28 protein-coding genes and 1 riboswitch are annotated in these 26295 nt (G+C 73.3%); of the genes, 14 read left to right on the plus strand and 14 right to left on the minus strand.

The window, feature by feature from the left end:
- Window positions 1–58: 58 nt before the first annotated feature.
- The 5 genes from OG937_31015 to OG937_31035 all read left to right on the plus strand — a co-directional run bounded on the left by OG937_31015 (window position 59) and on the right by OG937_31035 (window position 4731).
- A complete protein-coding gene (locus tag OG937_31015; GenBank protein WUD75810.1) occupies window positions 59–778 on the plus strand; it encodes a 1-acyl-sn-glycerol-3-phosphate acyltransferase in 720 nt (239 codons plus the stop codon).
- Between the two features lie 112 nt (window positions 779–890).
- Window positions 891–2051, plus strand: a complete 1161-nt coding sequence (locus tag OG937_31020) for a DUF5931 domain-containing protein (GenBank protein WUD75811.1) — start codon at window positions 891–893, stop codon at window positions 2049–2051.
- A 17-nt stretch (window positions 2052–2068) separates the two neighbouring features.
- Entirely contained in the window at window positions 2069–2728 is a 660-nt protein-coding gene (locus OG937_31025; protein WUD75812.1) for a response regulator transcription factor, read from the plus strand.
- A gap of 180 nt (window positions 2729–2908) precedes the next feature.
- Window positions 2909–3937, plus strand: a complete 1029-nt coding sequence (locus OG937_31030) for a 6-phosphofructokinase (protein WUD75813.1) — start codon at window positions 2909–2911, stop codon at window positions 3935–3937.
- Between the two features lie 131 nt (window positions 3938–4068).
- Entirely contained in the window at window positions 4069–4731 is a 663-nt protein-coding gene (locus OG937_31035; protein WUD75814.1) for a hypothetical protein, read from the plus strand.
- Between the two features lie 38 nt (window positions 4732–4769).
- Here the strand turns inward: OG937_31035 and OG937_31040 are convergent, their stop codons facing one another.
- Window positions 4770–6713, minus strand: a complete 1944-nt coding sequence (locus OG937_31040) for an anthranilate synthase family protein (GenBank protein WUD75815.1) — start codon at window positions 6711–6713, stop codon at window positions 4770–4772.
- A 313-nt stretch (window positions 6714–7026) separates the two neighbouring features.
- Entirely contained in the window at window positions 7027–7797 is a 771-nt protein-coding gene (gene erm, locus OG937_31045; protein WUD75816.1) for a 23S ribosomal RNA methyltransferase Erm, read from the minus strand.
- Between the two features lie 235 nt (window positions 7798–8032).
- Between erm and OG937_31050 the strand changes: the two genes are divergently transcribed.
- The gene (locus tag OG937_31050) at window positions 8033–8557 is read left to right on the plus strand and encodes a DUF1772 domain-containing protein (GenBank protein ID WUD75817.1); all 525 of its coding nucleotides are present in this window, start codon (window positions 8033–8035) and stop codon (window positions 8555–8557) included.
- On the opposite strand, the gene OG937_31055 is transcribed toward OG937_31050, so the two are convergent.
- Complete coding sequence (locus OG937_31055) at window positions 8508–9023, minus strand: hypothetical protein (protein ID WUD75818.1); 516 nt, start codon at window positions 9021–9023, stop codon at window positions 8508–8510. The genes OG937_31050 and OG937_31055 overlap by 50 nt on opposite strands.
- A 294-nt stretch (window positions 9024–9317) precedes the next feature.
- Between OG937_31055 and OG937_31060 the strand changes: the two genes are divergently transcribed.
- Window positions 9318–10667, plus strand: a complete 1350-nt coding sequence (locus OG937_31060; GenBank protein ID WUD75819.1) for a 3-deoxy-7-phosphoheptulonate synthase class II — start codon at window positions 9318–9320, stop codon at window positions 10665–10667.
- 134 nt (window positions 10668–10801) lie between these two features.
- Window positions 10802–11110, plus strand: a complete 309-nt coding sequence (locus OG937_31065; protein WUD75820.1) for a (2Fe-2S)-binding protein — start codon at window positions 10802–10804, stop codon at window positions 11108–11110.
- Window positions 11111–11135: 25 nt separating this feature from the next.
- On the opposite strand, the gene bfr is transcribed toward OG937_31065, so the two are convergent.
- On the minus strand, window positions 11136–11615 hold the full coding sequence (gene bfr / locus OG937_31070; protein ID WUD75821.1) for a bacterioferritin: 480 nt from the start codon (window positions 11613–11615) through the stop codon (window positions 11136–11138).
- A gap of 161 nt (window positions 11616–11776) precedes the next feature.
- Between bfr and OG937_31075 the strand changes: the two genes are divergently transcribed.
- Window positions 11777–12391: a sulfite oxidase-like oxidoreductase gene (locus OG937_31075; GenBank protein WUD75822.1), complete on the plus strand. Its 615-nt coding sequence runs from the start codon at window positions 11777–11779 to the stop codon at window positions 12389–12391.
- A gap of 21 nt (window positions 12392–12412) precedes the next feature.
- On the opposite strand, the gene OG937_31080 is transcribed toward OG937_31075, so the two are convergent.
- From OG937_31080 to thiO, 6 genes are all read right to left on the minus strand, one after another.
- Window positions 12413–12949 carry a DUF4396 domain-containing protein gene (locus OG937_31080; GenBank protein WUD75823.1) on the minus strand — a complete coding sequence of 179 codons (537 nt, stop codon included), beginning with the start codon at window positions 12947–12949 and terminating at the stop codon, window positions 12413–12415.
- Between the two features lie 89 nt (window positions 12950–13038).
- Window positions 13039–13944, minus strand: coding sequence for a deoxyribonuclease IV (locus OG937_31085; protein WUD75824.1), 906 nt, complete (start codon window positions 13942–13944; stop codon window positions 13039–13041).
- On the minus strand, window positions 13932–15842 hold the full coding sequence (gene pknB / locus OG937_31090; protein ID WUD75825.1) for a Stk1 family PASTA domain-containing Ser/Thr kinase: 1911 nt from the start codon (window positions 15840–15842) through the stop codon (window positions 13932–13934). The genes OG937_31085 and pknB overlap by 13 nt, the downstream gene beginning before the upstream one ends.
- A 176-nt stretch (window positions 15843–16018) precedes the next feature.
- The gene (locus OG937_31095) at window positions 16019–16822 is read right to left on the minus strand and encodes a thiazole synthase (protein ID WUD75826.1); all 804 of its coding nucleotides are present in this window, start codon (window positions 16820–16822) and stop codon (window positions 16019–16021) included.
- Between the two features lie 5 nt (window positions 16823–16827).
- Window positions 16828–17046: a sulfur carrier protein ThiS gene (gene thiS, locus OG937_31100; protein ID WUD75827.1), complete on the minus strand. Its 219-nt coding sequence runs from the start codon at window positions 17044–17046 to the stop codon at window positions 16828–16830.
- Window positions 17043–18191 carry a glycine oxidase ThiO gene (gene thiO / locus OG937_31105; protein ID WUD75828.1) on the minus strand — a complete coding sequence of 383 codons (1149 nt, stop codon included), beginning with the start codon at window positions 18189–18191 and terminating at the stop codon, window positions 17043–17045. The genes thiS and thiO overlap by 4 nt, the downstream gene beginning before the upstream one ends.
- A riboswitch (TPP riboswitch) is annotated at window positions 18188–18301 on the minus strand. It overlaps the preceding gene by 4 nt.
- Before the next feature lie 127 nt (window positions 18302–18428).
- On the opposite strand from thiO, the gene OG937_31110 reads away from it, so the two are divergent.
- From OG937_31110 to OG937_31130, 5 genes are all read left to right on the plus strand, one after another.
- Window positions 18429–19589: an FAD-dependent oxidoreductase gene (locus tag OG937_31110; protein ID WUD78942.1), complete on the plus strand. Its 1161-nt coding sequence runs from the start codon at window positions 18429–18431 to the stop codon at window positions 19587–19589.
- A gap of 100 nt (window positions 19590–19689) precedes the next feature.
- The gene (locus tag OG937_31115) at window positions 19690–20055 is read left to right on the plus strand and encodes an Rv2175c family DNA-binding protein (protein ID WUD75829.1); all 366 of its coding nucleotides are present in this window, start codon (window positions 19690–19692) and stop codon (window positions 20053–20055) included.
- A 46-nt stretch (window positions 20056–20101) separates the two neighbouring features.
- Window positions 20102–20788: a thiamine phosphate synthase gene (gene thiE, locus OG937_31120; GenBank protein ID WUD75830.1), complete on the plus strand. Its 687-nt coding sequence runs from the start codon at window positions 20102–20104 to the stop codon at window positions 20786–20788.
- Between the two features lie 153 nt (window positions 20789–20941).
- Window positions 20942–21859, plus strand: a complete 918-nt coding sequence (gene metF, locus OG937_31125) for a methylenetetrahydrofolate reductase [NAD(P)H] (GenBank protein ID WUD75831.1) — start codon at window positions 20942–20944, stop codon at window positions 21857–21859.
- A 56-nt stretch (window positions 21860–21915) separates the two neighbouring features.
- Entirely contained in the window at window positions 21916–22881 is a 966-nt protein-coding gene (locus tag OG937_31130) for a DUF3040 domain-containing protein (protein ID WUD75832.1), read from the plus strand.
- Window positions 22882–22902: 21 nt separating this feature from the next.
- On the opposite strand, the gene OG937_31135 is transcribed toward OG937_31130, so the two are convergent.
- From OG937_31135 to OG937_31150, 4 genes are all read right to left on the minus strand, one after another.
- On the minus strand, window positions 22903–23070 hold the full coding sequence (locus OG937_31135) for a hypothetical protein (protein ID WUD75833.1): 168 nt from the start codon (window positions 23068–23070) through the stop codon (window positions 22903–22905).
- A gap of 148 nt (window positions 23071–23218) precedes the next feature.
- The gene (locus OG937_31140; protein ID WUD75834.1) at window positions 23219–24748 is read right to left on the minus strand and encodes an NAD(P)/FAD-dependent oxidoreductase; all 1530 of its coding nucleotides are present in this window, start codon (window positions 24746–24748) and stop codon (window positions 23219–23221) included.
- A gap of 10 nt (window positions 24749–24758) precedes the next feature.
- Window positions 24759–25373 carry a DUF4126 domain-containing protein gene (locus tag OG937_31145; GenBank protein ID WUD75835.1) on the minus strand — a complete coding sequence of 205 codons (615 nt, stop codon included), beginning with the start codon at window positions 25371–25373 and terminating at the stop codon, window positions 24759–24761.
- 289 nt (window positions 25374–25662) lie between these two features.
- Window positions 25663–26274, minus strand: a complete 612-nt coding sequence (locus OG937_31150; GenBank protein WUD75836.1) for a TetR/AcrR family transcriptional regulator — start codon at window positions 26272–26274, stop codon at window positions 25663–25665.
- Between the last annotated feature and the right edge of the window lie 21 nt (window positions 26275–26295).

Consider the following 26295-nt stretch of genomic DNA (forward strand, 5'->3'; position numbering starts at 1 on the left):
GGAGAGCACCGGCGGATCTGGCGTTAAGGTCTTCCCGTCAGACACAGGAGGTCATCGGTTGTTGTACGGCGTGATGAAGATCGCCATCGGGCATCCCCTGCGGGCCGCGTTCCGGCCGTGGGTGGAGGGGATGGAGCACATCCCCAAGCAGGGAGCGGCGATCCTGGCGAGCAACCACCTGTCCTTCTCGGACTCCTTCTTCCTGCCGGCCGTGCTCGACCGCAAGGTCACCTTCATCGCCAAGGCCGAGTACTTCACCACGCCCGGCATCAAGGGCAAGCTCACCGCCGCCTTCTTCAAGGGCGTCGGCCAGCTCCCCGTGGACCGCTCCGGCGCGCGCGGCGCCGGCGAGGCCGCGATCAACAGCGGGATAAAGGTCATCGAGGCCGGCGAGCTCTTCGGCATCTACCCCGAGGGCACCCGCTCGCCCGACGGCCGTCTCTACCGCGGCAAGCCCGGCGGCCTGGCCCGCATCGCGCTCGCCACCGGCGCCCCCGTGATCCCGGTCGCCATGATCGACACGGAGAAGATCCAGCCGCCCGGCCAGGTCATGCCCAAGCTGATGCGCCCCGGCATCCGGATCGGCAAGCCGCTGGACTTCAGCCGCTACATGGGCATGGAGCACGACCGCTTCATCCTGCGCTCGATCACCGACGAGGTGATGTACGAGATCATGAAGCTCTCCGGCCAGGAGTACGTGGACATCTACGCGACCGCCGCCAAGCGGCAGATCGCCGAGGCGGCCAAGAAGCAGCAGCAACAGCACGGCGAGTCCTAGCCGGACGCGCCCGGGGGAAACGGGGGGACGGCCCATGGCCGGGGAGAAGACCGGCGCGACCGGGGGGAGACCCGGCGGGTCCGCCGCCGCGCGGCCCGCACGCGTCACACGCATGTCCGTCGAGCAGCCGCTGTGGCGGGCCCTCACCGGCTACCGACTGCTGACCGCGGCGTACGCCATCGGGCTCTACGCCGCCGCCTACCACGAGCACGCGTACCCCCTGGCGGGCGCGGCCTACATGGCGGTGCTCGCCGTGTGGACGCTGGCCACCGTCGGCAAGGTGAGCTCGCCCCAGCGCTGCACCAGGCCCTTCCTGATCATCGACCTCGGCGTCGCGATCACCGGCATCCTCATCACACCGGCCGTCGAGGCGCACCAGCGCATCCTCGACGGCGGCCCCACCCTCCCGTCGATCTGGACCGCCGGCTCCGTGCTCGCCTTCGCCATCAAGGGCGGCTGGCGCTGGGCCGCCGCCGCCTCCTGCCTCGTCGGCGGCGCCAACCTCGTCGAACGCGGCGCCCCGGCCCGCGACACCCTCCACAACGTGCTGCTGGTGGCCATCGCCAGCATCGCCATCGGGTACGTCGTCGAGGTCGCCCGCGCCAGTGAACGCACCCTCGCCCGCGCCCTGCAGATCGAGGCCGCCACCCGTGAGCGGGAGCGCCTGGCCCGCGACATCCACGACAACGTGCTGCAGGTGCTCGCCATGGTGCAGCGGCGCGGCGCCGAGATCGGCGGCGAGGCCGAGGCCCTGGGCCGCATGGCGGGCGAGCAGGAGGCCGCCCTGCGCGCCCTGGTCACCGACGGCGCCGCCGCCCTGCCGTCCCCCCGCGGTGCCACCGGCGCCGATGCCGGGGCCGGGGCCGGCGCCGGCCAGGACCCGGACGCGCCCCGCGACCTGCGCCCGCTGCTCTCCCCGTACGGCAGCGCCCGGGTCACCGTCGCCGCCCCCGGCACCCCCGTCCTCGTCCCGGCCCGCGCCGCACGCGAACTCGCCGCCGCCGTGGGCGCCGCCCTGGAGAACGTCCGCCGGCACGCGGGCGAGGACGCCCACGCCTGGATCCTGGTCGAGGACGAACCCGAGGCCGTACTGGTCAGCGTCCGCGACGACGGCCCCGGCATCCCCGAAGGCCGCCTCGCCGCCGCCGAGGCCGAGGGCAGACTCGGGGTCGCCCAGTCCATCCGCGGCCGGCTCCGGGACCTCGGCGGCACGGCGGAACTGGTGTCGGTGCCCGGGCAGGGGACAGAAGTCGAGTTGAGGCTCGCGAAGTGAGGGAGGAGATTGGGGTCATGGCGGTGAAGGTGATGGTGGTCGACGACCACCCCATGTGGCGGGACGCGGTGGCCCGCGACCTCACCGAGGCCGGATACGTGGTGGTCGCCACCGCCGGCGACGGTCCGGAGGCGGTGCGGCGCGCCAAGGCGGCGATGCCCGAGGTGCTCGTCCTCGACCTCAACCTCCCCGGCCTGTCCGGTGTCCAGGTCTGCAAGGACGTCATCGCCGACAACCCCGCCCTGCGGGTACTGGTGCTCTCCGCCAGCGGCGAGCACGCGGACGTCCTGGAGGCCGTGAAGTCCGGTGCCACCGGCTACCTGCTGAAGTCCGCCGGCCGCGAGGAACTCCTCAACGCCGTCCGCCGCACCGCCGTAGGCGACCCCGTCTTCACCCCCGGCCTCGCCGGCCTCGTCCTCGGCGAGTACCGCCGCCTCGCCTCCGACCCCGCCCCCGCCGCGGCCGACACCCCCGAGGCGCCCCGCCTCACCGACCGCGAGACCGAGGTCCTGCGGCTCGTCGCCAAGGGGCTGAGCTACAAGCAGATCGCCGAACGGCTCGTCATCTCCCACCGCACCGTCCAGAACCACGTCCAGAACACCCTCGGCAAGCTCCAGCTCCACAACCGCGTCGAACTCGTCCGTTACGCCATCGAACGCGGACTGGACGAGGAATAGCCCCGACGCCGCCTCCGGGGGCGCGCCCGCCAGCGCCGCGCGCCGCCCGGAAGGGTGAAATCGGCGGACCAACATCCCCGCGGATCAAGGGATTTCACCGAACGGCCCATCCCACCTGTGACGCCGGTCACGCTAGCGTCGTGGGCGCAGGCAAATGGTGCGAACGGGAAGGGATGGATCATGCGAGTTGGCGTGCTGACCGGCGGCGGAGACTGCCCCGGGCTCAACGCGGTCATCCGTGCCATCGTGCGCAAGGGTGTCCAGGAGTACGGATACGAGTTCACCGGTTTCAGGGACGGCTGGCACGGCCCCCTCGAGGGCGACACCGTGCCGCTCGACATCCCCGCCGTGCGCGGCATCCTCCCGCGCGGGGGCACGATCCTCGGCTCGTCCCGCACGAACCCGCTCAAGGCGGAGAACGGCGTGCGCCGCGTCAAGGAGAACCTCGCCAAGTACGAGGTCGACGCACTCATCGCGATCGGCGGCGAGGACACCCTCGGCGTCGCCACCGCCCTGTCGGACGAGTACGGCGTCCCCTGCGTCGGCGTACCCAAGACCATCGACAACGACCTGGCGGCCACCGACTACACCTTCGGCTTCGACACCGCCGTCAACATCGCCACCGAGGCCATCGACCGCCTCCACACCACCGCCGAGTCGCACATGCGCGTCCTCGTCGTCGAGGTGATGGGCCGCCACGCCGGCTGGATCGCCCTCCACTCGGGCCTCGCCGGCGGCGCCAACGCCATCCTCATCCCCGAGCAGCGCTTCGACGTCGACCAGGTCTGCGCCTGGGTGGAGAGCCGCTTCAAGATCCGCTACGCGCCCATCGTCGTGATCGCCGAGGGCGCCATGCCCAAGGACGGCGACATGGTGCTCAAGGACCAGTCGCTCGACTCCTTCGGCCACGTACGGCTCTCCGGCGTCGGCGAGTGGCTCGCCAAGGAGATCGAGAGGCGCACCGGCAAGGAGGCCCGCACCACCGTCCTCGGCCACATCCAGCGCGGCGGCACCCCCAGCGCCTTCGACCGCTGGCTCGCCACCCGCTTCGGCCTGCACGCCATCGACGCGGTCCGCGACCAGGACTGGGGCAAGATGGTCGCCCTGCGCGGCACGGACATCGTCCGCGTCCCGCTGCGCGACGCGACGGCCCAGCTCAAGACGGTCGATCCGCGGCTCTACACCGAGGCGGCCGTCTTCTTCGGGTAAACACGGCGTTTCCCCGGCGCCGTCTGCGCTTTCCCCGCTTGCCATGGGCGATCACGCGGCCGTACATTCCCTGCACCCGGCTTGTCCGGCCGCTTCGTCTATCCCCCTTGAGCACATGAGGAGCGCCCGGCATGACGGGTGTACTGGCGGTCGCAGGCGGCACCGCATCCGGCAAGTCCACCCTTGCCGAGGCCCTGTCGCTGCAGTGTCCCGAGAGCATCGCACTGGTCCATCTGGACGACTACTACGTGCCCGCGCACGATCCCCTCAGGGGCGTGTGGACGGTCAGCGCCGGCGGGCACGCCATCCTCGACTGGAACCACCCCGGCTCCATCGACGAGCCCGCCGTCAGCGCCGCGATCGACGCGGCGCTGGCGCGGCCCGGGGTGCGCCTCGTGGTGGTCGAGGGCCTGTTCGCCCTGGCCCTGCCGTCGGTGCGGGAACGGGCGGACTGGCGGGTGTACGTGGACGCCCCCGACGACGTCCGGCTGGCCCGCAAGATCCTCCGCAAGATCGAGGTCCAGCGGCAGGACCCGCGGCTGTCCCTGCTGAACTACCTGCAGAGCGGACGGGACCGCCACGTCGCCCACGTCGCACCCTCGCGGGCGCTGGCCGACCTCGTGGTGGACGGCCTCAACGAGGGCCCGGACATGGTGGCGGCGGTGCTGGGTCTCATCGGCCCCCTCCTGTCGCCCGTCCCCGGGCCCGTGCCCGACCCGGTCCCCGCCGCCCGCCCCCGCCGGCCCCGCGCGGTCACCCCGCGGACGCACCAGTTTCCGGCGGCCGCGGTCTGACCTGCCGGGGCCGCGTGCCGGGCGGCAGGTCGCGGGCGTCAGCCCGCCACCGTCACCCCCGCCAGGAGTTCCGCCACGATCGCCGTGCCGCCCAGCGTGAGCACGGACTCGGGGTGGAACTGGACGCCCGCGAAGCCCGGGCCGCGCAGGGCGTGGACGTCGCCGGTGGCGGGGTCGCGGATCAGTTCGACGCGGTGCATGGCGAGCTCCTCCGCCGCCGCGTCGTCGCAGCGGGCGGTGAAGGAGTTGTAGAACCCCACGGTCTCCACCTTCCCGAACAGGTCGACGGATGTCTGCGCGCCCTGGAAGGGGACGTCCTTGCGGACGATGTCGAGGCCGAGTTCGGCGGCGATCAGTTCGTGGCCGAGGCAGACCCCGAGCAGGCCGTGCCGGTGGCCGCGGACGAGTTCGGAGGCGAGGCCGCGCAGGAGGGCCATCTTGGGGTCGCCGGTGTCGGACGGGTCGCCGGGGCCCGGACCGAGGACGACCGGGCCCTGGTGTGCGAGGGCGGCCTCGCGCAGTCCCGGGGCGTCGAAGCGGCGCACGGTGACCTGCAGCCCGGACGACCTCAGCACGTGCGCGAGCATCGCGGTGAAGGTGTCCTCGCCGTCCACCACGAGGGCGTGCCCGGTCGGCGTGCCGGGCTGCTCCGCGGTGCGCATGCGCAGCCAGAACGGGGCCAGGTTCCGGCGGCGTCCGTCCAGCGCGGCCCGCACCCGGATGTCGTCGCCGAGCGGTGGCCGGTCAGCCGCCGGGCCCTGCGCCCGTCCGGGGCGGACCCCCAGCGCGGCCAGCACGGCCGCCGCCTTCGCGTGCGTCTCGGCGACCTCCGCGTACGGGTCGGAGCGCCGGACGAGGGTCGCGCCCACCGGGACCTTCAGGCCGCCCGCGGCGTCGACGTCCGCGGTGCGGATCAGGATGGGCGAGTCCAGGGTCTGTGCCCCGCCCGCGTCCCGCCCGATCAGGGCGAGGGCACCGGCGTAGTAGCCGCGGCCGCCCGGCTCGTGGCGCTCGATCACCCGGCAGGCGTTCTGCACCGGCGAGCCGGTCACCGTCGCGGCGAACATCGTCTCGCGCAGCACGTCCCGCACGTCCATGCTGCTGCGGCCGCGCAACTCGTACTCGGTGTGCGCCAGGTGCGCCATCTCCTTCAGGCGCGGGCCGACGACGACGCCGCCGAGGTCGCCGACGGTGCACATCATCTTCAGTTCCTCGTCGACCACCATCGTCAGCTCCTCCGCCTCCTTGGCGTCCCGCAGGAAGGCGAGCAGCCCCTCCGCGTCCGGCCCCTGCGCGGGGTAGCGGTAGGTGCCGCTGATGGGGTTCATGACGACCGTGCCGCCGGCCATCCGCACGTGCACCTCGGGGCTCGCGCCGACCAGGGTCCGCTCCGGGGTCCGCACCACGAAGGTCCAGTAGGCGCCGCGCTCGCCGTCGAGCAGCCGCCGGAACAGCGCGAGCGCGTCGGCCGCCGCGAACCCCGGGATCTCCCCGCGGAAGGTGCGCCGGATGACGAAGTTCGCGCCCTCGCCGCGCCCGATCTCGTCCTCGATGACGCGCTCCACGATCCCGGCGTACGTGTCGTCGTCGACGTCGAAGGCCCCGCCTTCCACGCGCACCGCGTGCGCGGGCAGGGCCGCCATGAGCTCGGGGAGCGGCAGCTCGTACGTCTCACGGGGCCGTAGCACGACCAGTGGCGTCCCGTCGTCGCGCACGTCGAAGCCGCGCTCCCTGATCTGCCGGTACGGCACCAGCGCCAGTGCGTCCACCGCGGGCCGCGCCCCTTCGGGTGCCCCGGTCGGCAGCGCGATGCCGGTCAGCCGCTCCGCCGTCGTGACCGGGCCGAGCAGCACTTCGACGGTGTCCGTGTCCCGGCCGGGCGCTCTGCGCCTGAGCAGAGCGAAGGGCGGGCACGCGGGGTCCAGCAGCCGTTCGACGAGCGCGGCGGCGGGGGGTGCGGCGGCGGGATCGTGGTTCTCCACGGCGGTTCCTTCCGGTCTTCGGCGAGGGAAGGGACGGCCGCGCAAACACCGAAGGCCGCCCCTCGGGCGGCCTGAGCGTCTGCCTGTGCGTACGCGCTGCTAGTGGGCCGCCGGATCCGCGGTCCACCACCACTGCAGGTGCGTCTGCTGCGCGTACATGTTCCGCACCCTAACGCATCCGCCCACGACGCGGCGGCCCCGTCCCACGCTTTCGGGTGTCGTCCTGGACCGGCGCAAACCGGCCCGGCCCGGACCTCGTCCTGGTCCGGGCCGGGCCGGGCCGGCGGGATCGGGCGGCCGCAGCCGCCGCCCCTCACCTCACCAGCCGCCACAGGGACGCCCATTGCCCGGCCGTGAGGTCCTTGGGGAGGGCGTGCGGGGGGACGCGTTCGGCACGCAGCCAGTCGCGCAGTGCCGTGCGGTCGAAGTGGCCGGTGCGGGCGAGGACTTCGCGCAGGCCGCGGCCCGGGCCGGTGAACACCCGCTGGACGAAGGCCTGGTAGGCGCGGCGGTCGCCGGTGACGAGCGGCTGCGGGCGCCGGGTCATGGTCAGCAGTCCGCCGTCGACGGAGGGTGCCGGGCGGAAGGCGCGGGCGGGGACGCGGGAGTGGAGGGTGAAGTCGTACCAGGGCCACCAGGAGGCGGTGAGCATGCTGGCGCCGGCGACGCCCGCGCGGCGGCGGGCGACCTCCCACTGGACGAGCAGCACCGCGCACTCCCACCGGTCCGCGGCCAGGACGCGCCGCATGATGGTGGTCGTGAGGTGGAAGGGCAGGTTGCCGACGATCACGTGCGGTTCGCGCGGGAAGCGGTAGCGCAGGACGTCGGTGGTGACGACGTGCGCGCCGCGCGGGAGCCGCCGCTGCAGGCGCTGTGCGCGTCCCGGGTCGATCTCCACGGCCGTGAGGGGGCGGCCGGTGCGGCTGAGGGGGAGGGTCAAGGCGCCGTCGCCGGGGCCGATCTCGACGATGGGTCCGCTGGTGGCGGCGACGAGGGCCTCGATGGAGGCGATGACGGTGCGGTCGGTGAGGAAGTTCTGGCCGAGCTCGTGCCGGCCGCCCACCATGGACCGGTGGTGAGGCATGGGTGTGCACTCCGCGACATGAGAGGTTCCGACGATGGACCCGATGCCGCGGCGAAGAGCGCCGCGGCTATGCCCGGCGCAGCTTGATGTAGTAGGTGCAACCCATGTGCCGCACGGTATCCCGGGCCCGGTCGGTTCCGCACGCGGTTTTCCGCGGTCTCCGTGTGGACGCTCGCGTATGGGGCGGAGCGTCCGGGCCATGTTCCGTCTCACCGGGCCCGGCTTCACTGGTCGCATGACTTCCCGAGACGCCGTCCTCGTCGCGGCCACCGTCGCCGTCGGCCTCATGGCCGGGCTCTTCTTCGCCTTCTCCGTCGCCGTCATGCCGGGTCTGGCCAAGGCGGCCGACCGTACGCTCGTCGACGCGATGCAGCGCATCAACGCCGCCATCCAGAACGGCTGGTTCCTGCTGGTCTTCGGTGGTTCGCTGCTGCTGTGCGCCGCCGCGGTGGCGCTCTGCCTGCGCGACGGAGGCCGCGGTCCGCTCCCGTGGGTGATCGCCGCGACCGTGCTCTACCTGGCGGTGCTCGTCGTCACCTTCGGCGTCAACATCCCGTTGAACGACCGGCTGGACGCGGCGGGCGACCCCGGGAGCCTCGCCGATCCCGCCGCCGTGCGCGAGCGGTTCGAGGCGGCCTGGGTCCGCTGGAACCTGGTGCGCACGCTCCTGTGCACGGGGGCGCTGGGCTGCCTGGGCCAGGCGCTCGTCCTCAGCGGCCGCGCCGCCGTGGAAGCGGCGCGTCGCACAGGGCGCATGTGAAGTCGCCGTCCTTGACGAGGTTGCGCTCGCCGCACCGCGGGCAGTGCCGGAAGACGACCGCCTGCGTGAACCAGCCGGGGCGGGTGAGCCCCGCCCGGTCGAGGGCTTCCGCCACGGCCGGCCAGGACGCCTCGGGGTCGGGGCAGTAGCCGGTCGACTGGTTGCCGACCTCGGTCACCTCCCACCCGCCGTCCTCCCGCGCGGCGAACGTGATCTCCCCGGCGGCCGGCACGGGCCCGCCCCCGGCGCACGCCACGTGCTCGCTGCGGCGCGGCGCCAGACGGAGCGTGCCGGCCGGGTCGACGACGTAGGTGAAGGGCTCCTCGCGGTCGGCGGCGGCGCTGTCCAGCCACTCCCGGACGTCGTCCGGTGACCGCACCGCCCGGCCCGCCGCGTCGGGCCGCACCACGGCGGCGCGGATGTCGTCCGGCCCCACGTACGTGAACGCCTCGGACGGTGTGGGCATGACGGCGGCCCCTTCTGTCCGTGCTCCGGTGTTCGTGCTTCGGTGTGCGGGCCGAGCGTATGCCCCCGGGCGCGGGCCGTCTCACTGGGTGGACTCCGCGGTGGCGGCGCGGGCCGGACGCGCCGTCGCCGTACGCCGGGCGGCGCCGGCGCGCGGGGGCGGGGAGGGCTCGCCCTCCGGGCCCCGGCGGCCTGCGCCGGGCGGGTCCGACGGGGCTCCGCGGGGGTCACTCGGTCGTCTCATCCTCTGGTCCGATGCGCAAAGGAACGGACACGACCACGTAATGTGGGCTGCGTGACCGTGAACGCTGAAACCCACGCCGGGCGCCAGACCTGGCGCTCACTGCCCGCGGCGCAGCAGCCTGAGTACCCCGACCCCGAGGCTCTGCGCGAAGTGATCGCGGACCTCGAGTCGTATCCGCCGCTCGTCTTCGCAGGCGAGTGCGACCAGCTGCGCGACCGCCTGGGGGCCGTGGCCCGTGGTGAGGCGTTCCTGCTGCAGGGCGGCGATTGCGCGGAGGCCTTCGACCAGATCGGGGCCGACCAGATCCGCAACAAGCTGAAGACGCTGCTGCAGATGGGCGCCGTCCTCACCTACGCCGCGTCCGTGCCGGTCGTGAAGGTGGGCCGGATCGCCGGTCAGTACAGCAAGCCGCGTTCGAAGCCCACGGAGACCCGGGGCGGGGTGACCCTCCCGACCTACCGCGGTGACTCGGTCAACGGCTTCGAGTTCACCGAGGCGGCCCGCGTGCCGGACCCGGAGCGGCTCAAGCGCCTGTACAACGCGTCCGCCGCGACGCTGAACCTCGTACGGGCCTTCACCACCGGCGGCTACGCCGACCTGCGGCAGGTGCACGCCTGGAACCAGGACTTCGTGAAGTCCTCGCCGTCCGGGCAGCGCTACGAGGCCCTGGCCCGGGAGATCGACGGCGCGCTGAACTTCATGCGCGCCTGCGGCGCGGACCCCGAGGAGTTCAAGACCGTCGAGTTCTACGCCTCGCACGAGGCGCTCCTGCTCGACTACGAGTCGGCGCTGACCCGCGTGGACTCCCGCACCGGCCGGCTGTACGACGTGTCCGGCCACATGGTCTGGATCGGTGAGCGCACCCGTCAGCTCGACCACGCGCACATCGAGTTCGCCTCGAAGATCCGCAACCCGCTCGGTGTGAAGCTCGGCCCGACGACCACGCCCGAGGAGGCGCTGGCGCTGATCGACCGGCTGGACCCGGACCGCGAGCCCGGCCGGCTGACCTTCATCACGCGCATGGGCGCCGGCAAGGTGCGCGAGCTGCTGCCGAACCTGGTGGAGAAGGTCACCGCCTCGGGCGCGCAGGTCGCCTGGGTGTGCGACCCCATGCACGGCAACACCTTCGAGGCGGCCTCCGGCCACAAGACGCGCCGCTTCGACGACGTGCTCGACGAGGTCAAGGGCTTCTTCGAGGTGCACCACGGCCTCGGCACCCACCCCGGCGGCATCCACGTGGAGCTCACCGGCGACGACGTGACCGAGTGCGTGGGCGGCGGCGACGAGATCTTCGTCGACGACCTGCACCAGCGCTACGAGACGGCCTGCGACCCGCGGCTCAACCGCAGCCAGTCCCTCGATCTGGCCTTCCTGGTGGCGGAGATGTACCGCGGCCAGTAGCGGCGGCCGTTCCCTGCGGACCCTGAGAGGGGCGCGGATCACATCGATCCGCGCCCCTCGCCGGTTTTCAGCCACTCGCCCGGCGGGTAAGGTTAGGTTAACCTCAGGCCGGGATCGAGAGAGAGGGGAACCGCGTGTACGTCTGCTCATGCTTCGGCATCACCGAAGAGCAGGTCAAGCAGCATGCGGACGCCGGCCGCTGCACCCCTCGCCAGATCGCCTCCGCCTGCAAGGCGGGCACGGACTGCGGTTCCTGCGTGCGCCGGATACAGGCGCTTCTCGGCCGCGGCGACGGCTGTGCCACCCGTACGAAGCTCGACACGGCGAATCCCGGAGCGCCCGCGGAGCCCCTCGGCGCCCCCGCGCCGGCCTCCCTGCCGGTCCCGCCCGCACTGCCGGTGCCGGTCGCGGTCCCGCTGCCCGCGGCGGCCAGCGCCGCCTGAACGGCTGCGGCCCGGCCGACGGCCGTCAGCTGTCGGGCTGCTCGATGACCTGCGCGATGTACAGCGGCTCCCCGAGCTTCTCGATGAGCTCGAGCTGGGTGTCCAGGTAGTCGATGTGGTGCTCCTCGTCGGCGAGGATGTCCTCGAAGATGTTGGCCGACGTGATGTCGCCCTTCGCGCGCATGACCTCGATGCCGCGCTTGAGGCGGTCGATCGCCTCGACCTCGACCTGGCGGTCGGCCTGGAACATCTCGGTGACGGTCTGCCCCACCCGGACGTGGAAGAGCCGCTGGTAGTTCGGCAGTCCGTCGAGGAAGAGGATGCGGTCGGTCAGCACCTCGGCATGCTTCATCTCGTCGAAGGACTCGTGCCGCGTGTACTTGGCGAGCTTCGTCCAGCCCAGGTTCTCCTGCATCTTGGCGTGCAGGAAGTACTGGTTGATCGCCGTCAGCTCGCCCGTCAGCTGCTCGTTCAGGAACTCGATGACCTCGGGGTCGCCCTGCATGGCAAGCCCGTCCTTTCCGGAGGAATCCACACGATGGGCGCATCTTCGCACCGCCGGTGGAAGCGATCCAGTAAGTTCACACTTACTCCGGTGGCCCTGGTTGTCATACTTTGACCTGGTGCTGGTCGGTAGCACTGCATCCGGTCTGTCACCATGGACGCATGGGTCAGTCCGAACGCCGCGAAGGGGAGCTTCCTCCCGGACAGCGGCTCCAGCGGGGCTGGCCGGTCACCCACTACGGTCCGGTGCCCAGGTTCAAACCCGAGCGCTGGGAGTTCCAGGTCTTCGGCGCCACGGCGGACGGTGGCAAGCGTGCGTGGGGCCACGAGGAGTTCGCCGCGCTGCCGTACACGACGGTCACGGGCGACTTCCACTGCGTGACCAAGTTCAGCATGCTCGGCGTCGAGTGGGGCGGTGTCTCCACCGCCGAGATCCTGCGGCTGGCGCCGCCCGCGCCGGACGTCACGCACGTCATGGTGTGGGCCGAGTACGGCTTCAGCTCCAACCTGCGGCTGGCGGACTTCGCCGACCCCAAGTCGATATTCGCGACCCACCGCGGCGGCGAGCCGCTGACCGCGGAGCACGGCTTCCCGGCCCGGCTCATCGTGCCCCACCTCTACGCCTGGAAGGGCCCCAAGTGGGTCAGGGGCGTGGAGTACATGACGTCCGACCGCCGCGGCTTCTGGGAGGAGCGCGGCTACCACAACCTCGGCGACCCCTGGAGCGAGCAGCGCTACTCGTACCAGGAGGAGCCCGGCGACGGGCCGGAGTTGTAGCCGCCGGGCCTGCGCAGCGGGTCAGTGGTACCGGTGGACGACCGCGTGTCCCTTGCCGCGGCCGATCATCCACTTGTTGACGGGTGTGGTCACCAGGAAGGCGACCACGAAGGCCAGCGCGAGGCTGATCCAGAACAGCGCGTCCGACAGCGTGGCGTCCATCGCGCCCGGGAACAGCAGGATCGTCCCGTTGTCCGCGAGTTCCATGAAGATGATCGAGACGGTGTCGGCGGCGAGCGCCACCTGTACGGCGCTGCGCAGGTCCAGGCCGGCCCGCAGGACGCCGCGCATGGTGAGCGAGTAGCCGAAGACGAAGGCCAGGGCGATCGCCAGGGTCATCGTCGGGACGTTGTGCCAGCCGAGGGCCGTGCCGATCAGCATGCCGAGGACCTCGCCGATCGCACAGCCGGTGAGGCAGTGCAGGGTGGCCTGGACGGCGGTGCCCCAGGAGGCCGGGCCGGTGCGGTGGGCCGCCGTGTGGTGCTCGTGGTGGGACTGCTCGTGGTGGGAATGCTCGTGGTGGGACTGATGCCGGTGGGAGTGCTCGACGTGCTGCATCCTGTGTCCCCCAGGGATGAGTGCGGGTGTCGTCGTGCGTGCTCGCTGCTCAACGCATTACCCCCCTGGGGTATTCCCGTCCGATCCGGTCAGACCGGCCGCAGCGACTTCAGCACGGCCACGTCCGTGGCCATCCCGGTGCCCTTGGGGCCGCCGTTCGGCGTCTCCACGACCAGCGGCACGCCCTCCGTGGCGGGGTGCCGGAACAGCTCCCCGAAGGCGGCGGCACCGATGTGACCGGCGCCGATGTTCTCGTGGCGGTCCTTGTGGGCGCCGGCGACGTCCTTGGAGTCGTTGGCGTGGACGAGCTTCAGCCGCCCCTCGCCGACCGTCGCCACCAGCTCGTCCAGGACGGCCTTGACCCCGCCGGCCGCCGCGAGGTCGTGCCCGGCCGCGAACACATGACAGGTGTCCAGGCAGACCCCCAGCCGCGGGTGGTGGTCCAGGGCGTCGAAGTACGGGCCCAGGTCCTCCACCAGCGAGCAGAGCGAGAAGCCCTGCCCCGCGGTCGGCTCCAGCAGCAGCCACGGGTCGTCGTCGTGCGTCAGCTCCTCCAGCAGCGGCAGCATCCGCTCCCGTACCTGCGCCAGCGCGGTGGCCCGGGAACGGCCGCCGGTCGCCGACCCGGTGTGCACGACCGTGCCCAGGGCGCCGATCGCCCGCCCGCGGCGCAGCGAGTGGCGCAGCGAGTCCACCGAGTGGTCGACGGTCGCCCCGGTGTGCGAGCCGAAGTTGATCAGGTACGGCGCGTGGACGTACGCGGGGAGTCCCCGCGCGGCGCAGCGCTCGCGGAACTCCTCGTCCTGGCGCGGACTGCCGGGCGGGGTCGCCCACCCGCGGGGGTTGGCGACGAAGACCTGCACGGTCTCGGCGCCCATCCGCGCGGCCTCCGCCAGCCCGGTGGTGGCCAGGCCCCCGGCCACGGCGACATGGCCGCCGACGGGGTTGCGGAGCGCGGCGGCGGCGCCGCCATCGGACGTGACTATCGCACCCACAGTGTGATCGTGCTGCCCTTCGGTGCCTCGGTGCCGCCGGCGGGCGACTGGTTGTTGACCTGGCCGGTGAAGAAGAACTGGATGACGCGCACGTCGAAGCCCGCGGCCTCCAGCTTCGCCTTCGCCTCGTCGACGTCCAGGCCCTGCACGTCCGGTACCACGACCATCTCCTGGCCCTTGGAGACCTGCAGCGTGACCGTGTCCCCGGCCGCCAGCCGCGTGTTCGCGCCGGGCGTCTGCCCGGCGACCGCGCCCTCGTCCGCCTGGTCGGAGTAGACCTGCCGCGGGTCCACCTTGACCCGCAGCCCGGCGTCCTCCAGTTGCCGGCGGGCGTCCTCCAGCGGCTGCCCGACCACGTCGGGGGCGTCGACGGGCGCGCCCTTGCTCACCACCAGCGACACGGCCGAGTCCGGCCGGCGGCTCGCGCCCGAGCCGGGGTCGGTGGAGATCACCCGGCCCCGCGGCACCTCGTCGCTGAACTCCCGGGAGACCGTCCCCGGGCTCAGTCCGGCGGCCTTCAGGCGCCGCTTTGCCTCCGCCAGCCCCTCGCCCACCACGCCCGGGACCTTCACCCGTTCCGGGCCCTTGGACACGGTGATCGTCACCGTGCCGTTGTCCCGGATGCGCTCGCCGGTGCCCGGGTCGGTGGAGGCCACCTTGCCCTTGGTCATGGTGGGGTCGAACGCCTCGACGACCTCGACCCGCAGCCCGGCGTCGCGCAGCTGGCGCTCCGCCTGCGCCTGCGGCAGCCCGACGACGGCGGGGGTCCGGGTGAACTGGCCGTCGTTGATGTACCAGATGCCCGCGCCGACGCCGAGGACCAGCAGCAGGGTCGTCACGACGGCGATGGCCCCGGGACGCCGCCGGGGCCGGGTCGCCGTCCGGGACCCCGCCCGAGTCGCCGCCCGGGGCTGCTGCCGGGTCGGCTCGGGCGAGAACTCCAGGCGCGCGGTGCGGTGCACCACCGTCGTCGGTTCCTCGGCGCCGGCCGGTGCCGCGGGGGCGTGCACGGGGGTCCGCGCGCCCGGCGGCACCAGGTCCAGCTGCTCGGGCGTCATGCCCTGGCGCACCGCGTGCAGCCGCCGCAGCAGCTCCGCGGCGTCGGCCGGACGCCGGGCGGCGGCACGCGCGGTCGCCTCGGCCACCAGCGCGTCCAGCTGCGGGGGCAGCCCGGGGGAGGCGGCGGACGGGGCGGGCACGTCCTCGTTCACCAGTTGGTAGACCACCTGCACGGGCGTCCCGCCGGTGTGCGGCTTGAGGCCGGTGAGCATCTCGTAGAGCAGCACCCCGCACGCGTACACATCGGTGCGCTCGTCGGTCGTGGGGCTCTCGACCTGCTCCGGCGCCATGTACGAGACCGTGCCGAGGACACCGCCGGCGGAGGTGTTGGTGTGCGTGCCCGCGATCCTGACCAGGCCGAAGTCCGCCACCTTGACGCGGCCGTCGTCACCTATGAGGACGTTCTCCGGCTTCATGTCGCGGTGCACCAGCCCCGCGCGGTGCGCCGCGCCGAGCGCGGCCAGCACGGGCTCCAGGATGTCCAGCGCGGCGCGGGGCGGCAGGGCGCCGCGGTCGCGCAGCACGTCGCGGAGGGTGCAGCCCGCGATGTACTCCATGGCCAGGTAGACGTAGGTGCCGTCGGCGCCCTGGTCGTAGACCTGCACCACATTGGGGTGGTCGAGGCGCGCCACCGTCTTCGCCTCGCGGATGAAGCGCTCCACGAAGCCGGGCTCGGCGGAGAGGGCGGGGTGCATGACCTTCAGGGCCAGCACCCGGTCCAGGCGGGTGTCCAGCGCCCGGTACACCGTCGCCATGCCGCCGACCGCGATCCGGGACTCCACCCGGTAGCGGCCGTCGAGCGTCTGCCCGACGAGCGGGTCCTGAAGCGTCGTATCCACGAAGGTGCAGTTTACGGTGCCGACATGACCCTTCTGGGCTAACGCGCCCAAGTTGTACCTCACCCGTGCGGTACCGCGACCGCCCCGTGACCCGCGCTGCCACGCGCCACGGGGCGGGCGCGGCCCCGGTCCGGCGCGGACCCCCGCAGGTCGCGGCCGGGTGCCCGGGCCACGGGTCAGGAGGCGCCGAAGGCGGGGCGTTCGGGGTCGAACGTGGCGAGTCCCACAGCCGGGGAGGACGCGTTCGCGAGGTGGCGGCGGGGGATGCGCCCCGCCCGGTACGCCAGGCGCCCGGCGTCGACGGCGTGCCGCATGGCCTCGGCCATGAGCACCGGTTCCCTCGCCCGGGTGACGGCGGAGGCCAGCATGACGGCCGCGCAGCCCAGCTCCATCGCCAGGGCCGCGTCCGAGGCCGTCCCGGCACCCGCGTCCAGGATCACCGGCACCGTCGCCCGCTGGACGATCAGCTCGAAGTTGTGCGGGTTGCGGATGCCGAGCCCCGATCCGATGGGCGAGCCCAGCGGCATGATCGCCGCGCAGCCCGCGTCCTCCAGCTTCCGGGCGAGCACCGGGTCGTCGTTGGTGTACGGCAGCACGGTGAAGCCGTCGTCCACGAGGGTCTCCGCCGCGTCCAGCAGCTCCACCGGGTCCGGCAGCAGGGTGCGCTCGTCGGCGATGACCTCCAGCTTCACCCAGTCCGTGCCCAGCGCCTCACGCGCCAGGCGGGCGGTGAGGACGGCCTCGCCCGCGGTGTAGCACCCGGCGGTGTTCGGCAGCACGCGGATGCCGTGCCGGGCGAGCACGGACAGCACGGACCCCTTGACCGTGGGGTCCAGCCGCCGCATGGCGACCGTGGTCAGCTCGGTGCCGGAGGCCAGCAGCGCCTGCTCCATGACCTCCAGGCTGGGCGCTCCGCCCGTGCCCATGATCAGCCGGGATTCGAAGGTGGTGCCGCCGATGGTCAGCGGGTCGTCGGCCATGGGGGTCAGCCTCCCTGGACTGCGGTGAGGACCTCGACGCGGTCGCCGTCGCGGAGCGGGGTCGCCGGCCACTGGGCGCGGGGGACGACCGTCTCGTTGAGCGCGGCCGCCACTCCGGACGGGGCGACCGTCAGGGTCGCGACGAGGCGGTCGAGGGTGACGCCCTCGGCGACCTCCCGCGCCTCGCCGTTGACGGAGACGGACAGAAGGAGGGGCGCGGTCATGCGTGCTGCTCCTGGAGGGCGAAGCGGTCGGGGGAGAAGGGCCGGGCCTGCGCGGGGACCTCCGACCCGGTGAGGACCTCGGCCATCACGTCGCCGGTCAGCGGGGTCAGCAGCACGCCGTTGCGGTGGTGGCCGGTGGCCAGCACCAGTCCGTCCAGCGCGCCGCGGCCGAGCACCGGGGCGTTGTCGGGCGTGCCCGGGCGCAGGCCCGCCTGCGTCTCGGTCAGCGGGAGTTCGGTGATGCCCGGGAGCAATTCATGGGCGTCGCGGAGCAGTTCGTACACCCCGCCGGCGGTGACGGTGGTGTCCCAGCCCATCTCCTCGCTGGTGGCGCCGACGACCAGCTCGCCGTTCTCGCGCGGCACCAGGTAGACGTGACCGCCGCGCACCACGGCCCGTACCGTCCGCGACAGGAACGGCGCGTACGCCGCCGGCACCCGCAGCCGCAGCACCTGCCCCTTCACCGGCCGTACGGGCGGCAGCGCCCGTGCGGGCAGCCCGCCGACCCGGCCGCTGAGGCTCCCGGCGGCCAGCACCACCTGCCCGGCGGCGATCCGGGTGCCGTCCTCCAGGACCACCCCGTGGGCGCGGTCGCCCGTGACGTCCACCCGCGCCACCCGCGACCGCCGGAACTCCACCCCGGACAGCTCGCAGGCGCGCACCAGTGCCGCGGCCAGCCGCCGCGGGTCGATCTGGTGGTCGCCGTCGACCCGCAGCCCGCCGTGCACGCCGGGGGCGAGCATCGGCTCCAGGCGGCGGCACTCGCGGCCGCTGAGCCACTGCGACGCCAGGCCCAAGGACTCCTGGAAGGAGTGGAGTTCGCGCAGCTGCGCCCGGTCGTCGGCGTCGAGGGCGACGGCGAGGGTGCCGCACGTGCGGTAGCCGAGGTCGAGCCCCGTCGTCTCCTCCAGTTCGGCCACGAAGGACGGATAGCGGCGCGCCGCCGCGAGGTTGAGCTCCAGCAGCGGCTGCTCGCCGTACTGCACCTCCGTGACCGGCGCCAGCATCCCCGCGGCCACCCGGGCGGCCCCGCCGCCCGGTTCGGGGTCCGCGACCGCCGTGCGCAGGCCGCGCCCGCGGGCCCGCCACGCGGTGACCAGTCCGATGATCCCGCCGCCGACAACGACGGCGTCATGACGGTGCATGATGTTCCCGCTCCTCCCTTCGCCGGCATGACCCGGATCAGGTTCGTACGGTCGGCGGCCGCTCCAGCCGCCCTCTCAGCCCGGTGCGCCGGGCTCCCGCGAGTGCTCCTGAACCACCTTAGTACGCGCCATCCGCGGCGAGTAGGGCACCGGTACCGGCGGGCGGCGCCCCCGCGGCGTTACGGTGATCGCGTGACCAGCAGCAGCGAGCAGCGCGTCGTCGTCGTCGGGGCCGGGATGGCCGGAGTGCAGACCGCCGTGTCCCTGCGTGAGCAGGGCTGGGGCGGGACGATCACGCTGATCGGCGCGGAGCCGCACGCACCCTACGACCGGCCGCCGCTGTCCAAGGGCGTGCTCTTCGGCGCCGAGGAGGGCCCGGCGCTGGACGTCGACTTCGCCGGGATCGACGTCGAACTGCTGCTCGGGCGGCACGCGAGCGCCCTGCGCCCCGGGGAGCGGCAGGTCCACACCGACGCCGGCCCGGTCGGCTACGACAAGCTCGTGCTGGCCAGCGGCGCCGAGCCGGTCATGCTGCCGGGCAGCGAGGGCACGCCGGGCGTGCACGTGCTGCGCACCCTGGACGACGCCACCGCGCTGCGCCCGGTGCTGGAGAACCGGCACCGGGTCGTGGTGGTCGGCGCGGGCTGGATCGGCGCCGAGTTCGCCACCGCGGCACGTCACGCCGGGTGCGAGGTGACCGTCGTCGAGGCCGCCGACCACCCGCTCGCCGGGGTGCTGCCCGAGCACATCGCCGAACGGATGCGCGGCTGGTACGCGGAGGAGGGCGTGGAGCTGCGCACCGGCGCGGTCGTCTCCTCCGTCGAGCCGGGCGCGGTGCGCCTGGCCGACGGCAGCGTGCTCGCCGCCGAGGCGGTCGTCATCGGGATCGGCGCCCGGCCCGCCACCGGGTGGCTGGCCGGCTCCGGCGTCGAGCTGGGGCCGGACCGCTCGGTCCTCGCCGACGACCGGCTGCGCACCTCGGTGCCGGACGTGTACGCCGTGGGGGACTGCGCCTCCTTCCCGTCGGCGCGGTACGGGGAGCGGCTGCTGATCCACCACTGGGACAACGCGGTGCAGGGGCCGCGCACGGCCGCCGCGAACATCCTGGGCGGCGACGAGCCCTACGACCCCGTCCCCTACTTCTGGTCCGAGCAGTTCGGGCGTTTCGTGCAGTACGCCGGGTACCACGTGGACTCCGACCGCATGCTGCTGCGCGGGGACCCGGACGGGCCCGCCTGGTCGGTGCTGTGGCTGCGCGACGGCCAGCTGGTCGCGCTGTTCGCCGTCGGCCGGCCCCGCGACCTGGCGCAGGCCCGCAAGCTCATCGCCCGCGGCGTCCACCTCGACGACGCCCTGGCCGCCGACCCCGCGGTGCAGCTCCGGGCGGCGGTCGTCTGACACCCGTGGTGGTGTCGGAGGCGTAGCGGACCCGTCAGGACGGAGCAACGGGTGGCCTGAGCGGTTCCATGGTGTCGGTCCGGGATGGCACGCTTGTCCTGTGACCGAGATCGACGCAAAGATTGACTCCCTCGTCCCCTCCTGGCTGTACGTCCCCGATGTCGCCGAGCGCCTCGGCGTGGAGGTGACCCGGGTCCGCCAGCTCATCAAGGAGGGCCAGCTCATCGCCGTGCGCCGCGGTGAGAACCGGGTGCTGATGATCCCCGCCGACTTCATCGGCGAGGAGAAGATCGTGAAGGGCCTCGCGGGTACCCTCACCCTGCTCAAGGACGACGGGTTCAGCGACGAAGAGACCCTGGAGTGGCTGTTCACCCCGGATGAGAGCCTGCCCGGCACCCCCGTCCAGGCCCTGCGCGACAACCGCGGCACCGAGGTGAAGCGCCGCGCCCAGGCACTCGCCGTCTGACCGAACGACCCGCCACCACCGCAGCCACCCGAGGGGACCCGCCCGTATGAGCACGCGTACGAGCACGAGCACCAGCACGGGCATCCGCGCCCAGCTCGCCGACGCCCGGCTCTACCTGTGCACCGACGCGCGCAAGCGCCACGGCGGCCTGGAGGAGTTCGCGGCGTTCGCGGACGCCGTGCTCGCCTCCGGGGTCGACGTCATCCAGTTGCGCGACAAGGGCCTGGAGGCCCGCGAGGAGCTGGAGTACCTCGCGGTCCTCTCGGAGGAGTGCGGACGGCACGGCAGGCTGCTCGCGGTGAACGACCGCGCCGACGTGGCGCACGCCGCCGGGGCGGACGTCCTGCATCTGGGCCAGGGCGACCTGCCCGTGCCGGCCGCCCGCGCGCTTCTCGGCGACGAGGTGATCATCGGGCGGTCCTGCCACTCCGAGGCCGAGGCGGCCGCGGCCGCCGTGGAGCCCGGTGCGGACTACTTCTGCACCGGGCCGGTGTGGCCCACCCCGACCAAGCCCGGCCGGCCCGCGCCGGGCCTCGGCCTGGTCCGGTACGCGGCGGACCTGGGCACGGACCGGCCGTGGTTCGCGATCGGCGGGATCGACCTTTCCAACGTGGAGCAGGTGCTCGACGCCGGGGCCCGACGGATCGTGGTCGTACGGGCCGTCACCGAGGCGGCCGACCCGGGTGCCGCGGCGGCCGAGCTGGCCAAGCGGGTGCGCTCCTACGAGGACTGAGCGAGGGCCGGGCGAGGGCGGAGCGGTGGCCCGCAGGGGGGCGGGCGCCGCCGTACGCGGCCGTCTCGCGCCGCGAGTGCGGGATGTCCAAGGAGTGGACATTTGGGCGTCGTCTGTTGGGACGGCCCAGTAGTCGCCGATAGCCTGAGGCGCATGGCCCTCGGAACCGCCTCCACCAGGACCGATCACGCGGTCACCATCCGTGAGCTGCTGGCCTCCGGCGAGCGCTCGTACTCCTTCGAGTTCATGGCGCCGAGGACCGAGAAGGGCGAGCGGACCCTGTGGAACGCGATCCGCCGCATCGAGGCGGTGGGCCCCACCTTCGTCTCCGTCACCTACGGCGCGGGCGGCAAGTCCCGCGAAGGCACGGTCCGGGCGACCGAGCGGATCGCCTCCGACACCACCCTGACCCCGGTGGCGCACCTGACCGCGGTCGACCACTCCGTCGCCGAGCTGCGCAACATCATCGGCCAGTACGCGGACGCGGGCATCCGCAACATGCTCGCGCTGCGCGGCGACCCGCCCGGCGACCCCATGGGGGAGTGGCTGCGGCACCCGGAGGGCGTCGACCACGCCTACGAACTGGTCCGGCTCATCAAGGAGTCGGGCGACTTCTGCGTGGGTGTCGCCGCCTTCACCGAGATGCACCCCCGTTCGACCGACTGGGAAAGTGATACGCGTCACTTCGTCGAGAAGTGCCGGGCCGGCGCGGACTACGCCATCACCCAGATGTTCTTCAACGCCGAGGACTACCTGCGCCTGCGTGACCGCGTCGGGAAGGTGGGCTGCGAGACCCCGATCATCCCCGAGATCATGCCGGTCACGAACGTGAAGCAGATCGAGCGCTTCGCCCAGCTCGGCAACGCGCCTTTCCCGCAGGAGCTCGCGGACCGTATCCTCGCGGTCAAGGACGATCCGGCCGCGGTGCGGGCGATCGGGGTCGAGTACGCGACCGAGATGTGCCGGCGGCTGATGGCCGAGGACATCCCGGGGCTGCACTTCATTACCCTTAATCACTCCACGGCGTCGTTGGAAATCTACGAGAATCTGGGACTGCACCAGAGGTCGTGAGGGCGGACCCGCCGCCCCAGTGGGCCGACGACGGTGAACGGTGAGGAAGTGCGCTCATGGCCTACACAGTGCTCTACATCGCCTTCGGGGTGGTCGCGCTGTGGCTGCTCGGTGAAGTGCTCCTGCAGTACAAGGCACGGCTGAGGTGGCGGCTGCTTGCCTTCGCGGGGTTCCTTGGTGTCGTCCTGGGCGTCTACCTGCCCTCGGTCCTCGTCATCGTGGTCGGTGCCGTCGCCTTCGGCGCGGGCCAGACCTTCGTCACGCTCTCCTACCGCCGCGGCTTCGTCGAGGGATGGGCGCTGCGGTCCCCCAAGGAGGGCGCCGAGGACGAGGACGACGAGGAGGCGCCGCCGCTGCCACGCCGTGCCGCCGGCCGCCGCGGCCGGGGCGCGCAGCGTGACGAGCTGCCGGACGACGGCCTGACGACGCCGTACGAGGAGCCCGCGGGCGACACTCCGGCCGGTGCGGGCGTCGGGCAGTCCTACGACAGCTACGCCGCCGCCGCCGGCCCGGCCGCGGCGGCACCCGCCGGGATGGACTCCACACAGGTCTACCAGCCCATGCCCCTGCACGAGGACAGCGGCGAGTACCCGATGTACAACGGGCAGCCGAACTACGCCCAGGACCCGTACGCGGGCGCCGGTTACCAGGACTACGCCGCCACCACCGGCTACGGCGACTGGAACGGCGGCCAGCAGCAACAGCAGCCCGCCGCCGCCTCGTACGACGCGTACGGACAGCAGCAGCAGACCGGCGGCTGGGAGCAGCAGCAGACGGCGGCCTACGGCACCTACGCGGGCGGCTACCAGGACCCGTACCAGGGGCAGGGCCAGGGTCAGGGTCAGGGCACCCAGCAGCAGTACGGCTACGACACCCCGGCGGGCGGCGTGTGGGTGCCGCAGCAGGGCGGGGAGCAGCAGCCCTACGTCCCACAGCAGCAGAACACCTACGACCAGCAGGGCCAGCAGCAGGGGCAACAGCAGGGCCAGTACGACCCGTACGACCCCTACCGCTACAACTAGCGCCCGCGGGCCGCGGACCCGTCAGCCGAAGCCGACCCGCTCCAGCCGGAAGTCCAGCGGCCCGGCGTCGCCGAGGACCTGCACGTCCACCGGCGGCGACGGGCCGCCGCCGGTGGACGAGGAGCAGAAGTCCGAGCAGCGGGCCGCGCATCGCGAGGGCAGCCTTCTCGCCCCGAGGTGCCGCAGCAACTGGCCGGCGTTCCAGCGGGGACTTCAGGGCACCGGGGAGGTAAGGTCCGCGCCCTCCGGCACGGAGCCCGGCAACTCGGTCTGCGCGACGATCTCGCAGCACAGGCGGCAGGGGGCGCCACCGGTGTCCGGGCGCCGGACGCGTGCCTCAGCGGCTGCCGCCGGGACCGCCCGCAATGAGGTCGGCGGCGATGGCACCGGACATGCCGGTGTGGGCGAGGCCGCCACCGGGGTGGGACCAGCCGCCCACCAGGTAAAGACCCGGGACGAGGAGCCGGTTGCCGGGGTGCAGATGCGCCCCGTCCGCGCCGGCCAGGGCGGGGCGGGGGAGCCGGCCGCCAGGGGTGCCCGTCTCCTCCTCGGTGTCGGCGGGCGTGTGCACCGCCCGCCACAGCAGGCGGTCCGTCAGATCGGGCAGGACCGCGGCCGCGGCCTCCTGCGCCGCGTCCGCGACGCGCTCGGCCGGACCCGGCGCCCGCCAGTCCACCCCCGACGAGCCGTGGGGCGGGACCGTGACGCTCAACGTGACCGACTCCGAGGCGTCGTCGGGCCGCAAGGTGTCGTCGTCGGGGCGCAGCACCGTGACCGTCGGGCGGTCGTACAGCTCGCCCCGCGCCAGTGCGGCCGCCTCGGCCTCCAGGTCCGCGGTGTGGACGACCGTACGGTGCACGGCGTCCGAGGGCCGGGCGCCGCGCAGCGCCAGACAGACCGTGAGGCGCCCGGGGCCCTCGCAGCGGGGGCCGGGACCGATGCCGTCCCACACGCGGTCGGCGCCCCGGACGCCCCCGGCGCCGTGCGCCAGCAGCGGGGGCAGCAGCCACGGGGCGACACCGGCGACGACCGTGTCGGCCTCCACCCTTGTGCCGTCGGCGAGTTCGAGACCGGCCGCGCGGCCGTCCTTCTCCACGATCCCCGCGACCCCGGTCCCGAAGTGGAACTCCACCCTCCGCGCCACGCACCGGGCGTGCACGGCGTCGGCCAGCGCCCGCATGCCGCCGCGTACGTACCAACTGCCGAAGGTCTGCTCCAGGTACGGCAGCACGGTGGCGCTGCCGGGCGCGGTGCGCGGGTCGAAGCCGTACGCCAGGGCGTAGGAGCCGAGCAGCGCGGCGAGCCGCGGATCGTCCAGTTCGCGCCGGCCGACGTCGGCCAGGGTGGGCGCGCCGCGCCGGAACAGCCCCCGTCGCACGGGAGGCGCCGGATACGGATCGCGGCCGAGCGCGGCCGGGTCGCCGGCGAGCGCGTCCTCCAGCAGGGGGCGGCGCGTGGCGTCCCACACCTCCCGGGCCCGCACCAGCAGCTCGCTCCAGCGCTCGCCCGCGCCGGTGCCGAGCGCCGCGTCCAGGGCCGCGACGACCCCGCCGCGGGACGCGTTGGGCAGCGACACGGACGTGCCGTCGGAGAAGAGGTGGCGGCTCGCCGGGTCGACCTGGCGCAGCGCGACGGTGTCCTCCAGGCTCTCCCTGCCGGTCTTGACGAACAGGTCGCGGTAGACGGCGGGCAGGTGCAGCAGGCCCGGGCCGGTGTCGAACCCGAAACCCGCGCGCTCCAGTCGCCGCACCCCGCCCCCGTGGGTGCCGGCCCGCTCGTACACCGCCACCCGGTGCCCGCCGGTGGCGAGCCGGGCGGCGGCAGCCATGGCGCCCATGCCCGCGCCGATCACCGCAATCCGTGCCATGAACGGGACTCTAACCCCAGCCACCGACAACGCCGCGACCGGCCTTGCGGCGTTCCCTGCGGGCCTTCCAGCGCTGCCAGGCACGGCGGATCCGCGACAGTATGAAGATCACCGTGATGACGCCCAGCACGAGCAGCACGGCCGCGATGCAGGCCGCGGCCACCGGGTGGAAGAGCGCGAAGACGATGATCGCGGCGACGCCGACGTCCTCCGCGAGGCTGATCACGATGTTGCTCACGGGCTCCGGCGAGGTGTTGACGCCCATGCGGAGCCCGGCCTTCACCAGATGGCTCACCAGCGCCGTCGTCCCGCCGACCGCGCCCGCGGCGAGCTGCGGCAGCGACCCGTCCTGCCCGGCCAGCAGGGCCGCCACCACGCCCCCGGCGACCGGCCGGATCGCGGTGTGCACGGCGTCCCACGTGGTGTCGACGTAGGGGATCTTGTCCGCGACCGCCTCGCAGAGGAACAGGATCCCCGCGGCGATCAGCACGTCGGTTCGCTCCAGGGCGGGCGGCACCTGGTCGCTGACGCCCGTGGCGCCCATCAGGCCCAGCAGGAAGACCACGGCGTAGGCGTTGATCCCGCTCGCCCAGCCGCTGGTGAACACGAGCGGAAGTACCGACATGGGCCGTGATGCTACCGAAGCCGTGGAAAACCACCGCGGCCTTTGAGCGATACGACCCGGTCATGAGTACCTGTACTCAGACCCCCACTTGAGTACCCGCACGGATGAGCGCGGGGCGGCCCGGACGCCAAGGTGGAGGCAACGGAAGGGCACGGCACCGGCACCGCCGACACGGGGCGGCGGAACGGCGCTGCGCCCGGCCGGAGCGGGGGTGCACGGGGGAGCGCCGTCCCGGAACGGCCCGACGGGGGATCGGGCCGCGCCGGGGCGGCGCCCCGTCGTGCGGCGCTCAGGTGCGGGCGTGCCCCGCGACCCGTCCCTGCAGGAGCCGCGACAGGGCCGCGTGCACGTCGTCGATCGACCGCTCGGGCTGGAAGGACAGCCAGTCCAGCGCCGCGACGAGCACCATCCCGAAGAGAGCGGCCGCCGTGAGCGGCACGTCGATCTCGTCGCTGAGTTCGCCCGCCGTCACCGCGTCGTGCAGCGTCTGCTCCACGACCGCGACCGCCTCCTTGCGCAGCACCATGAGCGTGTCCTGCCAGGCGCGGTTGGTCCGCCACAGCTCGGCCACGTACAGCTGCGTGAAGGACGGGTACTCGGCGATGAACGCGAGCCCGGCCCGGATCATCGCGTCGATCGCGTCCACGTGGCTGCCGCCGCGGGCGGTGACGCCCGCCCCCGCCTCCCTCAGGGAGGCCGTGAGCAGGCCGACGCCGTGCCGCAGCAACTCCTCGAAGAGCTCGTTCTTGCTGGCGAAGTTGTAGTAGACGGTGCCCTTGGCCACCCCGGCGCGCTCGGCGATCTCGTCGACCGTGGTGGCGGAGAAGCCCTGCTCGGCGATGAGCGTGACCGCGGCCTGGAAGAGCTTCTGCCGGGTGGCCTGCCGTCGTGCACTGTTCATGACGACGATTGTCTACGGTCC

The organism is Streptomyces sp. NBC_00510 (assembly GCA_036013505.1).
In the GTDB taxonomy this organism is placed as follows: Bacteria; Actinomycetota; Actinomycetes; order Streptomycetales; family Streptomycetaceae; genus Actinacidiphila.